Annotated in this window: 20 protein-coding genes and 1 pseudogene; 10 read left to right on the plus strand and 11 right to left on the minus strand. The window is 39.9% G+C overall.

Going from position 1 to position 22,790, the window contains the following annotated elements; all coding sequences use genetic code 11:
* Nucleotides 1–375 precede the first annotated feature (375 nt).
* The 3 genes from FTU06_RS10415 (at nucleotide 376) to FTU06_RS10425 (ending at nucleotide 3,574) form a co-directional block, all read left to right on the plus strand.
* Entirely contained in the window at nucleotides 376–1,896 is a 1,521-nt protein-coding gene (locus FTU06_RS10415) for a transporter associated domain-containing protein (RefSeq protein ID WP_180146463.1), read from the plus strand.
* Nucleotides 1,897–2,274: 378 nt separating this feature from the next.
* Nucleotides 2,275–3,003 carry a hypothetical protein gene (locus FTU06_RS10420; protein ID WP_180146466.1) on the plus strand — a complete coding sequence of 243 codons (729 nt, stop codon included), beginning with the start codon at nucleotides 2,275–2,277 and terminating at the stop codon, nucleotides 3,001–3,003.
* Nucleotides 3,004–3,022: 19 nt separating this feature from the next.
* Nucleotides 3,023–3,574, plus strand: a complete 552-nt coding sequence (locus FTU06_RS10425) for a hypothetical protein (RefSeq protein WP_180146469.1) — start codon at nucleotides 3,023–3,025, stop codon at nucleotides 3,572–3,574.
* Nucleotides 3,575–3,671: 97 nt separating this feature from the next.
* Here FTU06_RS10425 and thiM read toward each other — a convergent pair whose 3' ends face one another.
* The 3 genes from thiM to FTU06_RS10440 all read right to left on the minus strand — a co-directional run bounded on the left by thiM (nucleotide 3,672) and on the right by FTU06_RS10440 (nucleotide 6,122).
* Nucleotides 3,672–4,541 carry a hydroxyethylthiazole kinase gene (gene thiM, locus FTU06_RS10430; protein WP_180146472.1) on the minus strand — a complete coding sequence of 290 codons (870 nt, stop codon included), beginning with the start codon at nucleotides 4,539–4,541 and terminating at the stop codon, nucleotides 3,672–3,674.
* 11 nt (nucleotides 4,542–4,552) lie between these two features.
* Entirely contained in the window at nucleotides 4,553–5,710 is a 1,158-nt protein-coding gene (locus tag FTU06_RS10435; protein ID WP_168378915.1) for a hypothetical protein, read from the minus strand.
* A gap of 148 nt (nucleotides 5,711–5,858) precedes the next feature.
* Complete coding sequence (locus FTU06_RS10440; RefSeq protein WP_078193641.1) at nucleotides 5,859–6,122, minus strand: hypothetical protein; 264 nt, start codon at nucleotides 6,120–6,122, stop codon at nucleotides 5,859–5,861.
* 494 nt (nucleotides 6,123–6,616) lie between these two features.
* Between FTU06_RS10440 and FTU06_RS10445 the strand changes: the two genes are divergently transcribed.
* The 6 genes and pseudogenes from FTU06_RS10445 to FTU06_RS10470 all read left to right on the plus strand — a co-directional run bounded on the left by FTU06_RS10445 (nucleotide 6,617) and on the right by FTU06_RS10470 (nucleotide 13,979).
* A complete protein-coding gene (locus tag FTU06_RS10445; RefSeq protein WP_180146475.1) occupies nucleotides 6,617–6,892 on the plus strand; it encodes a hypothetical protein in 276 nt (91 codons plus the stop codon).
* A 353-nt stretch (nucleotides 6,893–7,245) separates the two neighbouring features.
* The gene (gene pepN, locus FTU06_RS10450) at nucleotides 7,246–9,855 is read left to right on the plus strand and encodes an aminopeptidase N (protein ID WP_180146477.1); all 2,610 of its coding nucleotides are present in this window, start codon (nucleotides 7,246–7,248) and stop codon (nucleotides 9,853–9,855) included.
* 332 nt (nucleotides 9,856–10,187) lie between these two features.
* Nucleotides 10,188–10,400 carry a hypothetical protein gene (locus FTU06_RS10455; protein WP_078193638.1) on the plus strand — a complete coding sequence of 71 codons (213 nt, stop codon included), beginning with the start codon at nucleotides 10,188–10,190 and terminating at the stop codon, nucleotides 10,398–10,400.
* A gap of 226 nt (nucleotides 10,401–10,626) precedes the next feature.
* A complete protein-coding gene (locus FTU06_RS10460) occupies nucleotides 10,627–11,403 on the plus strand; it encodes a Rossmann-like and DUF2520 domain-containing protein (protein ID WP_180146480.1) in 777 nt (258 codons plus the stop codon).
* A 62-nt stretch (nucleotides 11,404–11,465) separates the two neighbouring features.
* Entirely contained in the window at nucleotides 11,466–12,149 is a 684-nt protein-coding gene (locus FTU06_RS10465; protein WP_180146483.1) for a class I SAM-dependent methyltransferase, read from the plus strand.
* Nucleotides 12,150–12,362: 213 nt separating this feature from the next.
* Nucleotides 12,363–13,979, plus strand: a pseudogene (locus tag FTU06_RS10470) (GMC family oxidoreductase).
* 104 nt (nucleotides 13,980–14,083) lie between these two features.
* Here the strand turns inward: FTU06_RS10470 and trmB are convergent.
* The 3 genes from trmB to FTU06_RS10485 all read right to left on the minus strand — a co-directional run bounded on the left by trmB (nucleotide 14,084) and on the right by FTU06_RS10485 (nucleotide 18,647).
* Entirely contained in the window at nucleotides 14,084–14,800 is a 717-nt protein-coding gene (gene trmB / locus FTU06_RS10475) for a tRNA (guanosine(46)-N7)-methyltransferase TrmB (protein WP_180146486.1), read from the minus strand.
* A gap of 174 nt (nucleotides 14,801–14,974) precedes the next feature.
* Nucleotides 14,975–16,915 carry a sensor histidine kinase gene (locus tag FTU06_RS10480; protein WP_180146489.1) on the minus strand — a complete coding sequence of 647 codons (1,941 nt, stop codon included), beginning with the start codon at nucleotides 16,913–16,915 and terminating at the stop codon, nucleotides 14,975–14,977.
* A 289-nt stretch (nucleotides 16,916–17,204) separates the two neighbouring features.
* Nucleotides 17,205–18,647: a SulP family inorganic anion transporter gene (locus FTU06_RS10485; RefSeq protein ID WP_180146492.1), complete on the minus strand. Its 1,443-nt coding sequence runs from the start codon at nucleotides 18,645–18,647 to the stop codon at nucleotides 17,205–17,207.
* 215 nt (nucleotides 18,648–18,862) lie between these two features.
* Between FTU06_RS10485 and FTU06_RS10490 the strand changes: the two genes are divergently transcribed.
* A complete protein-coding gene (locus FTU06_RS10490; RefSeq protein ID WP_078188886.1) occupies nucleotides 18,863–19,474 on the plus strand; it encodes a glutathione binding-like protein in 612 nt (203 codons plus the stop codon).
* Nucleotides 19,475–19,555: 81 nt separating this feature from the next.
* On the opposite strand, the gene FTU06_RS10495 is transcribed toward FTU06_RS10490, so the two are convergent.
* The 5 genes from FTU06_RS10495 to rpoH form a co-directional block, all read right to left on the minus strand.
* A complete protein-coding gene (locus FTU06_RS10495) occupies nucleotides 19,556–20,128 on the minus strand; it encodes a hypothetical protein (protein ID WP_180146495.1) in 573 nt (190 codons plus the stop codon).
* Nucleotides 20,129–20,309: 181 nt separating this feature from the next.
* Complete coding sequence (locus tag FTU06_RS10500; protein WP_111885685.1) at nucleotides 20,310–21,095, minus strand: thiazole synthase; 786 nt, start codon at nucleotides 21,093–21,095, stop codon at nucleotides 20,310–20,312.
* Between the two features lie 12 nt (nucleotides 21,096–21,107).
* Nucleotides 21,108–21,305 carry a sulfur carrier protein ThiS gene (thiS, locus tag FTU06_RS10505; RefSeq protein WP_111885686.1) on the minus strand — a complete coding sequence of 66 codons (198 nt, stop codon included), beginning with the start codon at nucleotides 21,303–21,305 and terminating at the stop codon, nucleotides 21,108–21,110.
* 57 nt (nucleotides 21,306–21,362) lie between these two features.
* Entirely contained in the window at nucleotides 21,363–21,728 is a 366-nt protein-coding gene (locus FTU06_RS10510; RefSeq protein WP_180146499.1) for a DUF423 domain-containing protein, read from the minus strand.
* Between the two features lie 171 nt (nucleotides 21,729–21,899).
* On the minus strand, nucleotides 21,900–22,769 hold the full coding sequence (gene rpoH / locus FTU06_RS10515) for an RNA polymerase sigma factor RpoH (protein ID WP_078188879.1): 870 nt from the start codon (nucleotides 22,767–22,769) through the stop codon (nucleotides 21,900–21,902).
* Nucleotides 22,770–22,790: the final 21 nt, after the last annotated feature.

The raw sequence follows: 22,790 nt of genomic DNA on the forward strand, positions 1-22,790 counted from the left end.
TATATTTTACCAAAAGGTTGAAAATAAACAATTCATTAGATTTTTCATACAATCTCATACAACGTATTTAATTACATTTAATTAAAAGTCAGGTGAATTCAAGCTTTTTTAAAAGTGGAAGCGGATATATCAAAAAGTAGGTTTTAACATCTAGATATGTATTTTATATCGGCCATATGATTTGTAATGTATTCAGCGTTTTTTAACATTTTGTCATATAGTTGATGCGAAAAAATATGCTTGAATACATTACAAATGCGCAAGATTGTGCATAATGGAAAGGTCTCTAGTTACACAGGTTAAATTTATGGATCCGTCGCCGTGCGTTGGTCTGATTGAAGATATTCTTACAATCCAGAATGAGGAAGAGAGCTAATGGAATTTTTGTTAGATCCCGGAATCTGGGTTGGTTTACTTACATTAATTATTTTAGAAATTGTACTAGGAATTGATAACCTAGTCTTTATTGCCATTTTGGCAGAAAAACTCCCTCCAGAACAACGTGATAAAGCCCGCGTACTTGGTCTTTCACTCGCATTATTTATGCGATTAGGATTGTTATTTGCAATCTCTTGGTTGGTCACATTAACAAAGCCCCTGATTACAGTTTTTGATTGGACATTCTCTGGTCGAGATCTCATATTATTGTTCGGTGGATTGTTCTTAGTCTATAAGGCGGTCACAGAGCTGCATGAGAAATTAGAAGGTAAACCAGAAGTTCAAGTGACAACAAAAGTGGCTTATGCGAGCTTTACAGCAGTCGTGGCGCAAATTGTTGTCTTAGATGCAGTTTTCTCTCTGGACTCGGTCATTACAGCGATCGGTATGGTCGACAACATTTATGTCATGATGGCTGCAATGATTGTTGCAATGGCAGTGATGTTATTTGCATCTAAACCGTTAACGGCCTTTGTAAACCGACATCCGACTGTCGTGATCCTATGCTTAAGTTTCTTATTGCTGATCGGTATTAGCTTGATTGCAGAAGGCTTTGGTTTTCATATTCCGAAAGGCTATATCTACTCAGGTATTGGTGTTGCGATTATCATCGAAGCCTTTAACCAGTTTAGTCAGCGTAATGCTCAAAAACACGAAGCGAAAATTCCATTACGTCATCGTACTGCGGACAGTATTTTAAAGCTGATGGGTGGACGCTTAGAAGCCGATCAAGTCGGTAATCAAGCACAAGAAACCTTTGCAGACGAAGAACGTTACATGATTGGTGGTGTATTGACGCTTGCAGAGCGTTCAGTTGCGTCGATCATGACCCCTCGTAATCAAATTTCTTGGGTTGATTTAAATGACACACCTGAGCAAATTCGTGAGCAAGTACTTTCAGTGCCGCACAGTTTATTCCCTGTGTGTCGTGGTAGCTTGGACAAAGTGATTAGTATTGTCCGTGCGAAAGAACTTATTGATGTTCTAGATAGCGAAGATGATCTAAAAGTATTGATTAAACGTCATCGTCCGATTTTTATTTTCCAAAAAATGAAGGTGATTGATGCGATTAATACCTTGCGTACCTCTAAAGGCTCTTTGGTACTAGTTACGGATGAATTTGGTGCGGTACAGGGTCTGATTTCACCACTCGATGTGTTTGAAGCAATTGCTGGTGAATTCCCAGATGCGGATGAACAACTTGATTTGATTAAAATCGATGATGAACATTGGAAAGCTTCAGGCATGCTCGATCTGTATCAGTTAGAACTTGAATTGGAAATGCTGGATTTGATCGAAGAAGATGATGGTTATATCAGTGTTTCAGGCCTTATTTTAGATCAGACTCACGGCAATGTTGAAGTCGGAACTGTGGTTGAATTTAAAGGCATCCAATTTAAAGTCACGGCAATGGATGAAAACCGCATTAAAACGGTTGATATTTATTACCAAGCTTAATGCTTAAATTTTAAAATAACTCAAAGACAGCTTTTCGAAGCTGTCTTTTTTGTATGACTAGAAAGTATAAGAAATCCTATCCAAGGGGGCTGTAATTCACGATGTTAAAACGTATTATATTTACATGATGTAACAGTCAAAAAACGCTGCATCTTTTGAGCTTGTTAGAGGGCTAAAACGGTTCAAAAGTAAAAAATTTTGATATGGTTGGTTTTAAAGAGCATAAGTTAAATAGCGATTTATTTTAGCTCGGGGTTTTAATCATCATAGATGATCTATTAATAATTTTTATTTCGTTTTATATATCGGTTTTGAAAAATTTATAACTAGGTACTTTGAAGAAATTCAAAGTTAATCCATTAAAAAATGGGTGTTGGTATGGCGATTACTGAAAATATCATTGATTTTAGTAAGCTCAAGACTGAAGAAAAACATGAGTTGTTTCAACGGCTCTGGGAGTTTGATCAATGTATTTTTCCGACTTCGAAAATTGAGCAACTCTATCAATACATGCATGACCCCGATATTGTTGCATTACCAATTATTCAGTATTTTGAACAAGATAAACTGATCGGGCAAAACATTGTGCGTATATTAAAAATTATGCATAACAATCGGCCGATTTTTATTTTTAATTCACGCGCTGGGGTATTGGTTGATTATCGTCGGAAAAACCTGACCTTAAACTCGGCGATTAAAGTGGCAATGCAGTATCAGATTCGATTTCCAGCGATTCCGATGTGGTTTGTGGCTACATTGGCACAACCAAAGGTATATACATTATTTGCCTCGCGCTCTGTTAAGTTTTATCCAAGGCACGGTGTCCCGATGCCCACTGAGTATGTGGATGTTTTAAATAGTTATAAAATCCGTCAGCATGATGTACAGCATCGGGCTGAGGATATTTTTGTTCATCGTTGTGATTTACCGAAGGTGACGCCTGAGCAGTTGGTTCGGCTACGGAACAAATCTGATGAACATGTTCAATTTTTTATGCAGCACGTGCCAGATTATTTTGATGGCATGGGTTTAATGTGTATTTGTAAATTAAATGTTTCAACTATTTTTGAAGCAAGTATGAATCTGGCAGTTGGGCGGGCAGTTTAATGATGGACATGGATGTGTTATGCGACAAATGACGATATATCGATTATTCGGTTTCGGCGCGGCGATCTTTTTAACGGCTTGTCAGCCAGCAGAGCAAAAAGTACAGGAGCAATCGCAGAAATGTGTTGCCCCCGAAAAACTGGTCAAACAAATTTATGACCAAGAGTTGAAATTGCATGCTTTGAGTAAAGATCAACTTACTGCCTATTTTGAGCCATCGTTAGCGGAACGTATGCAAGCAGAAATTAACTGTAAGCAGTCGCAACAAGCGTGTAATGTGGATTTCGATATTTTCACGGATAGCCAAGATCCGCAGCAAGATTCGAAAAAAGGCGTTCAGCCTAAACTGAGTTTTGATGAAAATAAAAACGTCGTTCGTGCTGAGTTTAAAATTGGTGATGAAGCCAAAGTCTTAAATTATGAAATGAGTGATGGCGACTGTTCAAAAATCAAAAATATTGTTTATGCGGGGGACTATGACCTCGACATGATTTTGAGTAATCCAACAGAAACGATCGAAGATTCAGAAATGTTTGATGCCAATGCTGCAAGTGACAGTACGGCACAGTAAATTTTTTGTCGCATATTAATTAGTACAAAACAGTATGAATCCCTGAACAGCTTGAGCCATTTACTCAAGCTGTTTTTTTTCTCAAGCTATCGTAGCTTCATAGTACATAAATTTGCATGTTGGCAAGTTGATTGAAATCATCTTCATTGAGATTATAAATTTCATCTAAAAATGCAACATTAAAACTGCCGACACTTGAGCTAATTTCATAGGCTTTTTGACCCGCAATCGCAAAGTGCAAATGTGCTGCGATCGTGCCAGCAGTTAGCGTTTCACTTACGGCGCAATACGCCGCTGTTAACGCACCTAAAGCGCAGCCTGAAGCCGTTACTTTGGGTTGTAAGTAAGACCCACCATTAATCTGTATCACTGCATTCATTTCTTTCGATAAGATGAAATCTGATTCGCCTGAAATTGCCACACATTCACAGTGTTCTAACAAGGGCACAGCATTTAAATAAATTTCTGCACTATTTAGCGTGCTATCGACACCGCGGGATTCACCTTGGTTACCTGCAAGACCGCTAATTTCTGATGCGTTGCCGCGAATAATACTTGGCTTGTATTGGAGTAATTGGTCAACCATTTCAGATCGCCATGGCAAAACGGGGCCATAACCGACAGGGTCAAGCACCCAAGGTTTATTTAAATTTTGTGCTGTTTGTGCAGCAATTTGCATGGCCTGCATTTGTTCAGACGTTGGCGTGCCTAAATTGATATTCAATGCACTGGCAATCGAGGCAAAGCTTTCAGCTTCAAAGGGATTGTCAATCATTGCAGGAGAAGCACCCGCAGCCAAAAGGACATTGGCCACATAATTGCTCGCGACTGCATTGGTGATGATATGCACCAAGGGTTGTTTGGATTGAAGTTCAATCCACGCATTGATAACGCTTTGCAAAAGAGGGCTATTTAAGTCAGTTAATTCACTGTTCATGGTCGTTTCAAAATTTTCAGATTGATTCATCGTTTTCTCCCTTAGCGGGTGAAGTAATGGTCTTGATGTTTACAATTACGGCAGAACAGGGTCACATAATCTGCGGCATCATAATCGACAGAGAGCTCTTGTGAACCACAGTACATGCAGCGCTTTGTGGAATAAAAATTTAATCGAGGTTCGATTTTTTTCCAAGCATGGTGTATCGGTTGCACAAAGATACTTTCATCGAGTCCTAAAAAGTTAAAGAGCAAAATTTCACTCATTTTACTAAACGGTAATTGTGGCGGACGAGGGAGGGTAAAGGTTTCCCATCTTTCCTTTAAGCCACGTTCACGATATTGCTGTAAGGTCTTTTTTAACAGATTGGTATTAATGAAATTTTCATTACGTACTTGCAGGGCTTTCTGTTTATGTAGGTATTCGAGTGCTGACTGAATCATATAATAAATCTGCCCAACCGCTAAATGGTCGAGTAAGCGATAACAGAACACCTGAAAGCTTTTATTCCCTGCAATTTGAATACCCCATGTCTTACAGTAAAACTGCATGAATTGCACAATTTCTTGGAAAAGTAGGAGATACAAGCACTCTTTCACTTCGTCAGCACTTTTAAAAGGAACGCCTAAGGCTAAATTTTCATAAAACCAATGGCGCAGTTGCTGCGCTACGCTAAAAAGGCTGGGCTCCGAATATCCATGCAGACGGACATTGATATAATACTGCTCAGCTTGTAGTGCATCATCTTTCACAATCAAAATTTGCTCATGTACGAGATGCTTTTTGAGCGACTGTTGAAAGAGATAATTCGGGCTGATGTTGTGATATTTAATCGTATCCCAGTCGATAAATTCTTGATGCGCCGTATGTTCTTGGACGTGATTATCCAATAAAGCCAGCAAAAAAAGTTTCTGTAAAAAACTCAGTTCACTTAATTCTCGTTCAACGATATCTTTATTTTTAAGTTTACGCTGTTCTTGTAAGCGGGTTTCTTTGAGTAGTTTTTTTCGTGCGGCCTGACAGTTTTCACAATGACAGTTGTATTGCTGTTCTGGAAATATTTGATGATGACAGTGGCTACACTGGTAAAAATTAAATTCTTGCTCATCTAATTTTTCAGCATCTACCCAATACATAGATGCACGACACAACGGGCATTGCGTACTTTCATCCATTTGTTTGCGTAGAATATTGAACATGTTGCCAGCGTTTTTTGAAAGATTAAATTGATTATACACATCTCTGTTTAAAGACGGGTTTGCAATTTCAGTTGCGGCAGCTCAGGCGATATGTCGACAAATAAAAAAGCTGCATAGTGATGATGCAGCTTTTAGTCAGAATGGATTATTAATAGGCGGCTGGGCATGGGATCGATTCGTCCTCCTCTCCAAGTTGTTTGGCTTGTATTAAAGCTTGCACTTTTTTAGACGCAACTTTTTTAGTGCCTAATGCACTATATGAGTTAAGTAATGAACTGACCTCAAAGGCTTTGAGTGGAATCCCTTCGCAGGTCATAAACATTGCAATCACTTGATGGTCGATATTTGCAGCATCAAGTGCTTGCAGGGTCTTCATATTTTCAATACGGATGATGTGTTCTTTAATAAACATAATGCACCTCTTTTTTGTTTTAGCCTGAATTTTTTGCTTTTGGCAATTAAGTAGATGCAAAACGCATGCTCAAATGTTTTAAGTAGACATTTTAAAGCAGATAAACTGTATATTTGTTTACTAAGGTATTGAAAATAAATTATTAATTTAAAAGTAACAAAATAATATTGATGAGTATTGCTATCTCAGAAGAGTTTTTAAAATGCTTGAACTGTTGAAAAAGATACATCTTGGTGCATGGTATAAACAGAAATATGCAATCAAATCCAAATTAGAAGATTGATATGATTTGCTAACTAAGGTGCTTTTTGAAAGGAATCACCTAAGCGATTGGATTTGAAAAGTATATTTGTATATATTGAGCTTTTAATTTTTAATGATTTAGGCTTTTAGAATTGAAAGGAAGCGGAATTACTGTACTTGATACACAACATGATTCAGCTTGATTTCTAAAGGTTTTAATCTTTTTTATCCTTTCTTTGTATGGAATACACATGTCAGACGCACTTAAAAACAGCAATATCACCCGTATGCAATTATATAAGCAGCTACAGGGTACGGTTGGCGCGCTGATTATTGGGCATGATCAAACTTTAGAAAAGACGATCGAGTTACTGGGCCTGGCGCAGCAACATCAAGTATCTAAAATTTATGTGGCGGGTGCGACGGAAGAAATTCAGCAATTCCTTACTTCAAAAGTTACGGCATTTCAATTTTACTTTGCAGCAGACTACGACAGCGCACTCGATTTAATTTTTGCAAATCAATAATCCTCTAAGTCTTAAGCATGAAAGTTTCAGCGCAATAATTTGAACGTACAGATGGATAAAGCATTTGTACTTTCTCTTTCTAGTATATAGGTGCTTTATTTATTTGAGGTAGATATAAAATTTGCATATTGAAGTAGCTGTGCTCAACTCAGGCATTTATTTTGCTTAAACATGGCGAAAATATGTGCCAGCCTTTAAATTATTCAATAAAGATGATTGAAAACAACATGCGCTGAGCCCATATATAAATCATTGTAAATGCGAAGACAGCTTATGCATCTTGTCGTATGATCAAGTCATTCACAATGTGTTCAAAAAGCTGATGAAGCAATAACTAAGGAATAGGACGAGATATGAATATTGCGGCAAATCCAGTGGTCGAAGCAGACCAAACTGTTTATTTAAAAGATTATCAAAAACCATCATTTGTCGTAGATAGTATCGATCTAGATATTCAAGTCTTTGATGAGCATACCAATGTAAATGCAAAATTAGTGATGCAGCGTCAAACTGCTGGGGATTTGGTGTTATTGGGTCGTGATTTGGAACTCAAGTCAATTCGCTTAAATGGTCAAGTTTTGCCAGCAGATGCCTATGTTGTAGATGCAGAACAACTGGTAATTTCAAATGCACCTGACCAAGCTGTCATTGAAACCGAAGTCGTGATTCATCCTGAAAGCAATACTCAACTCGAAGGCTTATACCAAGCGGCAGGCGATTTATTCGTTACCCAAAACGAGCCTGAAGGCTTCCGTAAAATTACCTATTATCCTGACCGTCCTGATGTGCTATCGGTATTTACCACACGTGTCGAAGCGGATAAAAAATTCCCTGTATTACTTGCCAATGGTAATTTGATTGAAGCGGGTGAAACCGGTGAAGGTCGTCATTATACCGTTTGGCAAGATCCAACCAAAAAACCATCGTATCTATTTGCCTGTGTGATTGGTGACTTGGCTGTACTCAAAGATTCTTATGTGACGTCTGAAGGTCGTAATGTTGCTTTAGAAATCTATGCAGAAGAAAAAGACATTCCAAAATGTCATATTGCGATGGAAGCTTTAAAACATTCGATGCGTTGGGACGAAGAACATTATGGTCGTCCTTATGATTTAGACAATTATATGATCGTGGCAACCAGTGCATTTAACATGGGTGCAATGGAAAACAAAGGTTTGAATATTTTCAACACCTCTTGTGTGCTTGCTGATGAAGAATATACGACTGATGCTGCGATCATGCGCGTTCAGTCTGTGATTGCACATGAATACTTCCATAACTGGACGGGTAACCGTATTACCTGTCGTGATTGGTTCCAACTCTGCTTAAAAGAAGGTTTGACAGTATTCCGTGATCAGTCGTTCTCAGAAGATTTACAATCTGCTGCGGTACAACGGATCGATGATGTTGCAGTGTTAAAAGCACATCAGTTCCCTGAAGATTCAGGCCCGCTTTCACATCCACCGCGTCCAGATCATTTTGTTGAAATTAATAACTTCTATACCGCAACAGTGTACGAAAAAGGTGCGGAAATTAACCGCATGATGGCGACATTGCTGGGCAAAGAAAAATTCCGTGCAGGTACTGACGAATATTTCAAACGCCATGATGGTCAAGCTGTGACTGTTGAAGATTGGGTGGCAGCACTAACAGCAGGTTCAGGTGTAGATTTATCGAGTTTCTTGATTTGGTATAACCAACCGGGCACACCAAAACTTGAAGCAAAAGGTGAGTACGATGCTGCAAATCAAACCTATACTTTAAGTTTGAAACAAAGCTTAAAAGCGCATCCGAAATATCCAAATTTAAAAGCAGTGCCAATTCCTGTGGCTTTGGCATTGTTTGATGCGACGAGTGGTGAACAGTTAGTTCTCAGCTCAGATGCATTGGTTGAAAATGGCATCAAAGATGGCGTGTATTTATTTGATACCGATACTGCAACGATTACATTTAGCGGTGTAAAAACCCAGCCTGTTGTGTCTTTACTGCGTAATTTCTCTGCACCTGTTAATCTTGAATTTAACTATTCAGATGAAGAGCTTGCTTTCCTGATGCAGTACGAGCCGAATGGTTTTAACCAATGGCAAGCCAGCCAAACCTTGTTAGAACGTATTTTGTTAAATGGCCATGATGCTGACATCTATGTCCAAGCTATACAAAATACATTACCAGCATTGGTTGAGCGTGATCCACTACTTGCTTCACGTTTATTCGATGTACCGACAGAGGGTTATTTAGGTAGCCGTATTGATGCCGACTACAGTCCTGCCCAAGTGCAAGAACAGCGTGAAGCACTTTTAAGTCGTGTGGCACGTGAGTTAGGTGCTTTCTTTAAAGAGACTTATGCAACTTTAGACCCTGATGCGCAGAAAGAGTTTTCACAAGCCATGGGTGTTCGTGCATTGAAAAACATCATGTTGAGCATGATGGCACGTCAAGGCGATGCTTCTGTATTTGAATTGGCCTATGAACAATTTAGCTCTACAGGCAATATGTCTGAACGTCTTGGTGCTTTAAAAGTATTGGTTTGGAATGATGCACCACAAGCACAGCAAGCTTTAGAAACTTTCTACACACGCTTTAAAAATGAAGCCTTGTCGATGGACCAATGGTTTATGCTGCAAGCAGCACATCCGAAAGCAACTGCGGAAACCATCAATGCACTGACTGCTCATCCTGACTATGACTTGAAAGTACCGAACCGTATTCGTGCGGTTACAGGCGGTTTAAATAGCAATCCTGTCAACACATGGAGTTTTGGTGTGCAGCACATTGTTGAATTGGCAAAATTCCTCGATGAGAAGAATCCAATTGTCGGTTCACGTTTACTGCAAATTTTGTCCCGTTGGTACACTTTGGCAGAACCGCAGCGTAGTGAAGTCAAAGCAAAACTTGAAGCACTTAAACCTGTTGTGAAATCGAAGAATGTGTCAGAAACATTAAACAGTATGTTGAGTGTTTAATCATTCAACCTCTCTGTACGATTGATTTGAGTTAAATCAGTCCTACTAAAATGAGTCTGTTGTCATAGGTATGGCAGCAGGCTTTTTTATATCCAGTCTTTTTTATCTAAACTTTAGTTAGGATTGAAAATCAATCATGTTTAGATGACTGAAACTCAAAAAATTTCTCTGAGCATTTATTTAAATTACATAATAATTGCAATATAAATCACATAATGGCGCTACAATAAAATAGGTCTAACACATGAATGACTGTATGCGGTAAGGCATCCAAGTTTATGAATGTTTAGATTTTTTTATCTATTTCATTGTGCAAGATTTTGAGGCGGGTCATGTTAGTTAAGGTTGATGAAGGTTTTTATTTAAACTCACATCATATTATTGCAATTCGGATTAATAGAGATTTGCTTGATACCTTTGTTGTTTCGGTAGAATACACACCGAACAGTGTGCAAAACACAGGTGTATTTGAAAAGAAATTCAATGCGCGCCGTGACGCAGAACAATACCTACAGACTCTGAATCAAATCATTGGTAAATCGTAAAAGCTAAAGTGCATATCGTGGATATTGTCTAGATTGAAAGCGATATGATATGCATTAGACTTAGATTGACGTCTAGCAAAAGGGATGAAGTGCATCCCTTTATAGTACTTATCTGAGCGAAATTGATGGGAAGTATTGAAAATAAATCATTCTATCGATACGACTCGATTTGCACGTCGGATATTTTCCTGACATGCTGTAGCCATCCAAAATGAGTTAAAACTATATGCGAATCAGTATTGTGGGTGCAGGTCGTGTTGCACATCATTTGCTCAAGGTACTTCATCCACAACATCACATTGTGCAAGTTTTTGCGCGAAATCTTGAAAAGGCAGAAAAACTTGCAGCAAGTGTAGGTGCAGAAGCTATTCATACCCCAACTAAGTTGAATGCTGAGATTGATCTTTTGATCATTGCTGTAAGCGACCAATCGATTGCAACCGTTATTCAGCAAGTCATAGCCTATGTGCCACAGGTTTTGATTGTGCATACGTCAGGTAGCACCAATATCACGGTACTGACCCAGCAGCATTCGCGAGCAGGGGTATTTTATCCTTTACAAACCTTTAGTTTAGATCGAGATGTGGACTGGACGTCGACACCGATCTTTGTTGAAGCCGCGGATTCTGCAGATTTGAGGACACTTACAGATTTAGCAAACAGCATTAGCCAAAGGGTATATCAATATGATTCAGCACAGCGTTTGAGTCTGCATCTTGCTGCGGTGTTTGCTTGTAATTTTAGTAATTATTGTTATGACATGGCAAAGCAGATTGTCGATGCAAAACATGTCGATTTTAGCTTACTTTATCCTTTGATTTTAGAGACGGCCAATAAAGCTACTCAGGCTGAACCACGTAACATGCAAACTGGCCCTGCAATGCGTGGGGATCAAAATATCATGCAGATGCATGCCAATATGCTTGAGCAAGCTGATCAAGTCGACCTGAAAGCGGTCTATGAAATGCTGAGTCAGCAGATTCTTGAGCATCATCAGAAATAAACAATCCATATAGAACAATGAATATTTATTAGCTTAGAAATACATGTCAAACAGGATGTTACATGGCAAAAGATTTTAATAATCCGCAAGTGGTCGAAAGTTATGATGCGCATATACGAAAATTAATTCCCGGCTATGAACTTGTCCATCAACAGATTCAGGCGGTGTTGAATTGCCATGTCGCTGAAGATGCCCATGTACTGATTATTGGATGTGGGACGGGCTATGAATTGGGCTATCTCATGACCTTGAATCCAACATGGTCATTTACCGTTACAGAATTGTCTGAAAACATGCTGAATCAAACACGGCAACGTATTGAAGCCGCTGGAGAGTTGCATCGCGTCAATTTTGTTTTGGGTAGTCATACTACTTTTGATCAAGTAAGTTATTTTGATGCGGTGCTGAGTATCTTGGTGACGCATTTCATTCCGTTGTCAGAGAAAACGAATTTTTTAACAAAAGCTTTTGAATTGCTTAAACCGCAGGGCATTTTTTTAAGTTTTGACTTGATGCAAACTCATTCGAATTTTGAGCAGCATGTACTGCCTGAGTTTTGCAAAATGCAGGGTTTATCTGCATCGCAAGCGACAAAAATGATGCAGCGTTTAGAGGATGATTTTGAACTGATTAGCCAGCAGTATTATCAAAGCTTACTAACGGAAATAGGCTTTGATCAAATCTATTGTTTCAGTCAAATCTTTAGCTATGCGGCTTACAGTGCTTTTAAAACGTCTATGGATTAAAAGAATAAAGACCAAGTTTAAGTGTATTAAATCCATTGATCATTTTGATCGATATAGTTGCTACCTTGCATGAGTGACGCTTGAGGCAAAATTTCGATCATCAGTTTCATCCTTCTTGCACGGTATCGCGCTCATTATTTTAAAAAGAAACTTTTCAGTCAGCGTTAAATCACTTATTGTGCATTTATAAAAAGAATCAATTGGATGAAAATAATGTCAAAAATGGAATTTGATTACATTGTGATTGGTGGCGGAAGTGCGGGATGCGTACTGGCTGCACGGCTCAGTGAAGATCCGAATATATCTGTGTGCTTACTAGAAGCAGGTGGATAAGGTGATCAGTGGACGGTCAATATTCCAGCTGCATGCGTGGTGAGCTTACCGACTAAAATCAATAATTGGGCCTTTGAAACTGTGCCGCAAGCTGGCTTGAATGGTCGTAAAGGCTATCAACCGCGTGGAAAATGCCTTGGCGGTTCATCCAGTATTAATGCCATGATTTATATTCGTGGACATAAAAATGATTATGATCAATGGGCGGTACAGGGCAATACTGGCTGGTCATATGATGAGGTCTTGCCATATTTTATTCGCTCAGAAAATAACAACCGAATACAGAATGAATTCCACGGAAATGACGGCCCTCTATCCGTCACAGATGTACAAAGTGACAATATTTTCCATCAACGCTATACCGAAGCGGCTCGTGCACAAGGCCATAAAGTCCTCGATGATTTTAATGGCGCAGAACAAGAAGGCTTAGGGGTTTATCAGGTTACGCATATCAATGGAGAGCGTTGTAGTGTGGCACGTGCGTATTTATTTCCACATTTAGATCGGCCAAATTTAACTGTATTGACCAAAGCAACAACGCATAAAATTACCATAGAACATCAAGTCGCGACTGGCGTAGAAGTACACCATGCAGGGCAAATGAAACACCTAAAAGCCAGACGTGAAGTCTTGCTCAGTGCTGGAGCGATGCAGTCACCGCAGATTTTAATGTTGTCGGGTGTGGGAGACCAGGCTGAACTTCAAGCTCATGGCATTGAAGTGAAACACCATTTACCGGGTGTAGGAAAGAACTTTCACGATCATCCAGATTTCATTTTTGGTTATAAAGTCAAAGAATACCAAGGCACATTTGGCGTATCTTTACCCGGTTCAATTGATATGTTTAAGCAGATTGGTCGCTATCGTAAGGAACGACGAGGCATGATTGCTTCAAATTTTGCAGAATGCGGTGGTTTTCTAAAGTCTTCACCCAATTTAGCAATGCCAAATTTGCAATTACACTTTGTCGTGGCGTTAGTAGATGACCATGCACGGAAATTTCATGCAAGTCATGGTTTGTCGTGTCATGTGTGTCTGCTCAATCCAAGAAGTCGCGGTACGATCAAATTGAGTGGTTCTAGTGTAAATGCTCCATTATTGATTGATCCAAACTTTTTAGGGGATGAGCAGGATTTAGAAGATTTGGTACAAGGTTTTAAGTTGACGCAGCAGTTAATGATGTCGCCGTCTTTATCGAGTCATTATCAGCAAGATTTATTTACCTCACTGGTCAAAACAGATGATGACATACGTGCAATCTTACGTCAGCGTGTGGATACGGTTTATCACCCTGTCGGTAGTTGTAAGATGGGCGTAGATGAGATGTCTGTGGTTGACCCTGAATTGAAAGTCTACGGGATTCAAAACCTTCGTGTAGTCGATGCCTCCATCATGCCTTCTGTGGTGAATGGCAATACCAATGCCCCAACAGTGATGATTGCTGAAAAAGCCGTGGATATGATTCGTCAAAGTCAGCTCCAAGCGCAAGTAGCCTAGGTGTAAGCAGTTTTCCTGTGATTTGAAACAACACAGATAAATCTTAGATCAAAAACAGCAATAAAAAACCACCGCTAACGGTGGTTTTTTATTTCATTCAAAAATTAGTTTACTTTTTTGAAGATGAAGTCATTAATTTTATGGCCTGCTTCAATTCCGCGACGTTCAAATTTAGTTTGTGGACGCCAGTCTGGACGAGGGTAGCTATTGCCTTTACCCGCAAGGTTTTCAAGACGTGGACGTTCTTCAAGAACTTCGATCATCCATTCAGCATACGGTTCCCAGTCAGTTGCTGAGTGGAATGTGCCGCCGATTTCTAATTTTTCTTCAACCAATGGCATACGGTCATGAGATACAAAACGACGTTTGAAATGACGTTTTTTCTGCCATGGATCTGGGAAGTATAATTGCACAGTGTTAATACTATTATCTGGCATTTCACGTAGCACTTGGATGGCATCAGCATCTAATACTCGAAGGTTAGTTAAACCTGCAAGACCTGCTTCATAAACACATTGAGCGATACCCGGAACATGTACTTCAATACCGACAAAGTTACGTTCAGGGTTTGCTTTTGCCATCAGTACCAAAGAACGCCCCATACCAAAACCGATCTCAACAGTTAATGGGCGTTCAGGGTGTTCAAAATGCTGACGCAAATCCCCAACAGGGTATTCCAAAATTAGATGATCATATTGTTCCAGCGCAGTACGTTGCGAAGTATTAAGTGGCGCAGAGCGGCGCATAAACGTCACGATTTCACGGTGTTCGTTTAGATTATCCAGATCTACAGCGTGCTGGTCTAATTGATCGTTCGACATAACTTTGGCAAATGTAAAAAATTCGAATGCGGTATTTTAAGTCCTGAGATGCACAAGTCAAATTTTTACCGTGAATAAATCCGCTTTTTGCTCAATCTCACCGACGGAAGCCGTGCCGAGGATTTGCCATGTACAGTGAATTACTCAGCTCAAAAGCGATGAAATAACATTAAGCTAGGCGATTTTATCGCCAATATCTTCACGATCAGCACCATCAAGCTTAAACGGCAAAATGGCCTCAAGCACGGTACAACCCGGCTGTGACTGTATTTTAAATTCACCACCGATACGATGGATTCGTGTTTGCATACTATGTAGACCAACATGTAGACCTTGTTCAACATCGTCAGGGTTGAAGCCTATACCATTATCTTCAATACGTAATATCAGTTGAGTCTCTGTTTCGCACAAACTGACTTGAACTTTGCTAGCCTGACTATGCTTTAGAATATTGGTCAGGGTTTCTTCAGCGACACGAGTCAAATTGAGACATTGGGTCGCAGACGGTGAGTGAATCCATTCGGCAGCAATTTTCCAGCTCGAGCTCATGTCTAATTCTTCAAAGAGCTGTACAAAGCGATGGCGAATCGGCGCCGCCCATTCGATCGGAGTGTCTGGAACTTTCGTCCCTATACTTGAACCCGAATCGATAACTTGTCTTAAATCATTTCGGAACAGTTTAAGCATCGACATGATTTGTGGTTTTTCAATTTTATCATTTTGTTCTAACAGTAAAATTGAACGGACAATAGATCCGCCTAAACCATCATGTAAGTCATGAGATAAATGAATTCGTTCTTGAAGTCGTGCATTTTCAAGCGCGAGTTGATGTTGTTGACCGAGTGAAGTAGCGAGTTTCAGTTCAGCTCGTTGAACATTTTCAGTTAAGGTCTTATTAAAACGCTCAATTTGACGAGTGTGTCGAGCTAAACGCAAAGCAAGTACACCGCCCAAGACGAGGGTGGTCAGTGGCCCAGTATACGGCGAGAGTGCATGGCCTTCCATGGTCATCATAAAGTGCGCATCATGTACCGCAATCGGTAAATAAATCAGATACAGCGTTGCAAGCAAATAGGTTTCGGCCATTTTGGCTTTATACGCCAAGTACGGATAGCTAATACATTTGGCCACAAAGACCAAAACAAAGAAGCTAAAACAAATTTGGATGACGGTCTTTAAATAAGCCTCTGGCGCAAAACCAATACAGAGCGCTGCGATAGTAGCAAGGCTTAATAATAGTTTTTGAATTTTTGGAAATGGGTGGTTTGCAAAATACCATGCACCAATACAGCCAAAAACCGTATAAAAGCAGAAAATAATATTTTGTAGGCGGTCGACCTGTACGGTGGTTAGAAATGCAATTGGCCCATTAAAAATAATACACAGGCTATAAAATACCCAAGCCATGCCTGTAATGGTTAACCATAAGTACGCTCTTTCATTACGATTGGCGAGCCATGCTAAAAAAAAGAACACGGCCACGACGAAATTAATCATCGTATTCAGTTCGACTAATTGTCGTTGTTCGAGTAACCAAATTTTAAAGCTGTCGTAGACTTGCGGGTATTCCCCAATTTGAACTGAACTGAGTCCTGATTTTTGGGTCACTGAACCATACACTTGCACCCAAATGGTATTAACACCTTGCTTTAAACTCGAGCTAGGCAAGTTCAATAGTCTAGGTTGATGTTGGCTTCGCGAAAAATGTTCTGCTGAAATATAATCTTGCCAAAGTAGGGCATCGTTAATGTAAACCCGACCACTTTGGGTGATGCCTTGTATGGCGATAGCAATGGGCTGATTTAACTGATGGAGGTCACAGTTCAACTTAAATTGGATTTTGTACCAAGCGATACCATGATAATCCGGCCAACGCTTATTCCAAGTGTCTGGAAGCTTTTGCAGATTTTGCCAACCTGTACGTGGGCGCTCTTGCTCGACACCGCTTTTAGCTGTGGCAATATGGGCAATTTCAACAGGACAATGACTGCTTGAGATCTGTGGGGTGGCATTGGCAAAACTGGGTATAGCGATACAACATAGCAGGCAAAATAGACTCGCGAAGACCAGCAGTCGATTTTCTTGAATGTAGTGTCGTGACCAAAACCATACCATCAAAATTCCCCCAATTTTGTGTATCCACAATTTAAAAAAATAAATAGAAAGTCACATCAAATCTTTGTTTTATTTTTGATAGTTATAATTTTATGAGATGAATTATACAGTTAAATCGAATGAATGGTGAATTTTTCTCTTTTTTATAGGCTAGGTATTTTATGTAATGTCATTACAAATGAGACTTTGATTATTGAAACCCTTTGCTATATACATCCTGCATAGGGTTTCAATAGGTCACACTTTATTGAAAATTGATTTGATTCAAAGTGAATATTTCAAAAATCCATTAGTCACTGACACGGTCAAGTAAAGTGCTACTTGCTTCATTTAAGCCAAAAACCTCTACTTGAATCTGTTTTGACTCAAATTTTTGCACGACATTCTTCAAAATATTAACGGAAGTAATATCCCAAATATGTGCATGATTCAGATCAATTCGCACTTGACGAACCGTCTCTTGAAAATCAAAAAATTGATAAAAACTCTCAGAGCTACTAAAGAAAATTTGCCCATAGACCGTGTAACTACGGACGTTGTCTTTAAGTTCTGATGTGACTTTTACCGAACTTTCTAATTGATTGATAATAAACAACGCAGAGAGGAGCACACCAACCAATACGCCAAGCGCCAAGTTATGTGTTGCAAGCACCACGATCACCACAGCAATCATCACGACATTAAAGGACATCGGATGCTTTGAAAATTGCTTGACTGAATTCCATTGGAAAGTGGTAAACGATACCATAACCATAATCGCGACTAAGGCCGCCATTGGGACATGCGCCAACCAGTCTTTTAAGAACACCACTAAGCACAACAAAAATACACCTGCAACCAGAGTGGAGAGGCGAGTACGCGCACCAGAGCTGACATTAATAATCGACTGCCCAATCATGGCGCAGCCAGCCATGCCGCCCATAAAGCCACTGACAATATTGGCAATCCCTTGACCACGACATTCCTGATGACGATCTCCTTCAGTTCCAGTGACTTCATTGATCACTGTAGTGGTCATCATGGTTTCTAATAGGCCAACTGTTGCTAGGGTAATGGAATAGGGGAAAATAATCGTGAGGGTTTCAAGATTGAAAGGAATTTCAGGAATCAAGAAAATAGGTAGAGTCTCTGGAAACTTACCCAAATCACTCACAGTACGCAGGTCAGCGCCTAAAAATAATGCCAAGCCACTGAGGACAATAATGCAAATCAGCGGTGATGGAATAGCTTTGCCAATTTTAGGTAGATATGGAAAAAGATAAATTATTGCAAGTCCTAAAAGCATAAACACATAGCCCAAACTATCCATCTTTGACATTTCAGGTAGCTGTGCGACAAAAATCAAAATCGCGAGTGCATTTAAAAAACCATACACCACTGACTGCGAGACGAAGCGCATAAGTTTTGCGACTTTAAAATAGCCAGCAAAGATCTGAATCACACCAGTTAAAACCGTGGCTGCCAAAAGATATTGTAAACCATGATCTTTGACCAATGTGATCATAAGTAAGGCCATCGCACCCGTAGCAGCTGAAATCATTGCTGTACGACCACCAAAAAAGGCAATGGTGACGGCGATACAAAACGAAGCGTACAAACCAACCTGAGGGTCAACCCCAGCAATAGCTGAAAAAGCGATCGATTCTGGAATCAGCGCCAGTCCAACCACCAAGCCAGCGAGCACATCGGTCCGAATATTGGAAAACCATTGTTCTTTTTTAAGTTGTAACACGGTAACTTTTCATCAAATCTTAAACGCGGCTATGTTAAAACAACTGAGTATAAAAATGCATAACAGATTGACTTGAAATCTTCTTGATTATGGACAATAGTCGATGAGTATATGTGTTTCAGCATTTACGCTTTTTTGCAATTTACAGGTTTGATCACTTGAAAGTTTGACAGAAGAGATTTAAAACATTGAATAGTACATAACAAGGATCAGATATGAAGCTTTATTATTCTCCAGGTGCATGTTCATTAGCATCACATATAATTTTAAATGAAATTAATGTCGATTTTGATTTGGTCCGTGTTGACCTAAAAAACCATAAAACAGAAAAAGGGGTAGATTATTACGAGATCAACCCAAAAGGTTATGTACCCGCATTAGAAATTAACCCAGGTTTGATCCTGACCGAGAATGTGGCAATTTTACCTTTCCTTGCGCAGCATGATCCTAAACAAGACTTAATTCCACCATCAGGTTTAGGTCGTGCCAAAGTTTTAGAATGGCTTGGCTATTTGAACTCAGAATTACATGATGCTTATGCCGTATTCTTTGGTGCACCACTAGATGCAGACGCTAAAGAAAAAGCTTATGCAGAAATTGATCGTTTATTGACATACATCGATAAAGCGATTGGTGAATCGGATAACGACTATTTGGTCGATGATAACTTTGGCCCAGCAGATGCTTATCTCTTTGTACTGACAAATTGGTCAAATGGCATCGGTCATGATTTAACGCCATATAAAAATATCATTGCATTGCGTAACAAAGTTGCAGAGCGCCAATCAGTTCAAATTGCGATGCGTGATGAAGGATTGATTCCTTAAGTTGTGTATTCAAATTGAATTAAAAAAACCGCCGAAATTGGCGGTTTTTTTATTGCTAGATTGGCATTGCTCAGGTTCAACTTAGTACTCGAACTGTGTATAGAAATCATCAAAGTTAATATTTTTAAGCGTCACTTGTTGTGGTGCTTTGAAGGTTGACCATTTGGTTTGAGTTTTGACATCTTCAAACATATTGCCGCCTACAATTTCCTTACGTTTTAAGGTCGAAAAATTATAGCTTTTCGATGTTTCTTCACCAGAAGCTCGGTGAAAGCTACTGTAGTCAAAACCAATCAGGTCAAAGCGTTGATTTTGCCAACGGAAGGTATAACTATGTCGGGGCCATTTCCAGCCACCACAAGCCATAAAATAACTAAAATGAACGAGTAAATTGCCTTTACTGATTTGGATGTCTTCTGCTTCAGCAAGTGGGTCAAGTAAGCATGAATTGGGCTGCTGAGCGACAGGGATGCTGTTGTTTTCAACGATACGTTGATATCCCTTTGCGGTTTTAAAAAACACGATGAGTTTTCGTGGATGGTTGTGAACGACTTTGCCATCGTCATCATAGGTCGCCACATCGACTTTTTGTTTTTCCACGATCATCGCAATATCTGGCTTTTGATCTTTGTTTAGGTCGCCAGTCGTAGCCATCAAAATGTTCCAACCTTGCGGTGCAAGTGATTTGGTTGTGCTGGGCACTTGGGCTGACAGCCAACTAGATGCGGCACAAAGACTCAAAGTACAAAATATATGGGATATTTTCATTATTATCAGGTTTGCAAAATCAAAAAAAGGACTCAATAGAGTCCTCTTTTATACCGTGAATGAGTTCTTATTTAAAGAAGTATCCAGTTTCAGGTGAACTGGCATTTGCCATGCGTTTACGAGGCATACGTCCTGCTAGGAAAGCTTCACGACCTGCTTCAACTGCTTTTTTCATCGCTGAAGCCATCAGAACAGGGTTTTGTGCAGCTGCAATTGCTGTATTCATTAATACGCCATCACAGCCCAATTCCATCGCTATCGCTGCATCACTTGCTGTACCTACACCCGCATCGACCAAGACAGGCACTTTGGCATTGTCTTTAATGATCGAAATAGTATGTGGGTTGAGAATGCCTAAACCTGAGCCAATGAGACTACCTAAAGGCATAATCGCTACACAGCCCATGCTTTCCAGTTCTTGTGCCACAATCGGGTCATCTGAGGTATAAACCATGATTTCAAAGCCATCGTCAATCAATGTACGTGCAGCTTTTAAAGTCTCGGTAATATTTGGATATAAGGTTTTCTCATCGCCTAAAACCTCAAGTTTAACCAGATTGTGACCATCTAATAGTTCACGCGCCAACATGCAAGTACGGACCGCACTGTTCGCATCGAAACAACCTGCTGTATTTGGCAAAATCGTATATTTCTCAGGTGGAACCACTGAAAGCAAGTTTGGTTGGTCTGGATGTTGACCAATATTCACACGGCGAATGGCAACGGTCACAATTTCAGCACCACTGGCTTGAATGGCCTGGTCAGTTTCCGTTAAGTCCTTGTACTTACCTGTACCAACTAAAAGTCGTGAATTAAATGTACGTGAACCAATGATTAGGGGTGTATCTTCCATGGGAGCTCCATTTTAGCCGCCACCTACGGCATGAATAATTTCAATATGATCTTGCTCTGCAATTGGGGTTTGTTCCAATTTACTTTTCGAGATGATCATTTCATTTTTTTCAACAGCAAAGCGTTTGCCTTCCAGTTGTAATTGTTGAACCAATTGCAAGAGGTTGACACATTCGGTTTGTGTAGCTTCGCCATTTAAATAGATTTGCATTTGCGGATTCCGTTCTTGCTGCCTTGCCTATTGAGTAAGGCCAATATCTGCTGTTGATTATTTTGCGTATTTCAACGCATTCCATGCCAATATGAGCCATCCAGCAATCATCAGCGCTCCACCAATCGGGGTAATGGCTCCGAGACCACGTGGTAAGCCTAGAGCCATCACATATAAAGAACCACAGAAGAAGAAAATACCAATTTGTATAAGCAGGAAACTGGCTTTAATTGGAAGTTGGGGAATGACTTTGGATAAGATCGCGAGGGCAAGTAAGCCCAGTGCATGATAAAAGAAATAGTCCGTTGCAGTTTGCCACCAAGCCAATTGGGCTTCAGTAGCGCGCGCTTTTAATCCGTGTGCACCAAAGGCACCAAGCATCACAGCAAAAGCTAAGTTAAGTGCGGAAATGGCAATCCACATGTGCATTCACCTTAACAAAATTTGCGCATAACCATAGCATATTTAGCACGCAGGGTTAAAGCAAAAATGCCCAAAGTTTTTGTGTTGCAGTTTGTCATTCGACAATATTCAGGCATAAAAAAAAGAGCATCGAAATGCTCTTTTTTAGTATGACTGGGAAAAGCCTTCAACTTAGTTTGAAGACATTGCGACTTTAATTTTTTCCATCGCATTTTTTTCCAACTGACGAATACGTTCAGCAGATACATTATATTCCGCCGCCAATTCATGCAGTGTCGACTTTTCGTCATCTAACCAGCGACGTTGTAAGATGTTACGTGAACGATCATCCAGCTGATCCATGGCTTCATGTAAAGCTGAAGTGCTTTGTTCTTCGTAATCTTCATCTTCCGCTAAACGCGCAGGGTCGTAACGGTTATCTTCGAGATAAAGGGCAGGAGCGACATGGGTCGAACCTTCATCATCGTCATCACCTTGAGCTTCAAACGCAGCATCATAAGCGGTTAAACGGCCTTCCATTTCCAAGACTTGTTCGGGTGTTACATTCAAGTCATTGGCAATCGACTGTGCTTCAGCCAAAGTTAATTTTTTAGATGACTTTTTTAAGCTACGTAAATTAAAGAATAATTTACGCTGCGCTTTAGTGGTCGCAATTTTGACAATACGCCAGTTACGAATCACATATTCATGAATTTCTGCTTTAATCCAATGCACAGCAAAAGATACAAGACGTACGCCCATGTTTGGGTCAAAACGTTTTACCGCTTTCATTAAGCCCAAGTTACCTTCTTGAATCAGGTCACCTTGTGGCAAACCGTAGCCTGCATAGCTACGTGCGATATGCACAACAAAACGAAGATGCGACATCACCAGCATTTTAGCTGCGTCTAAATCTTGGTCATAATAATAACGCTCGGCTAGCTCTTTTTCTTGTTCGGCCGATAAAATTGGAATCTGATTAACAGTACTAATATAAGCACCAAGATTCACCCCAGGTGCCGATAATGACAGGGGCATCAATTGATTGCTGCTGTCACTCATGTTTTCTCCTTGAGAATTAAA

The sequence above is a fragment of the Acinetobacter sp. YH12052 genome, from assembly GCF_013419835.1.
GTDB lineage: Bacteria > Pseudomonadota > Gammaproteobacteria > Pseudomonadales > Moraxellaceae > Acinetobacter > Acinetobacter amyesii.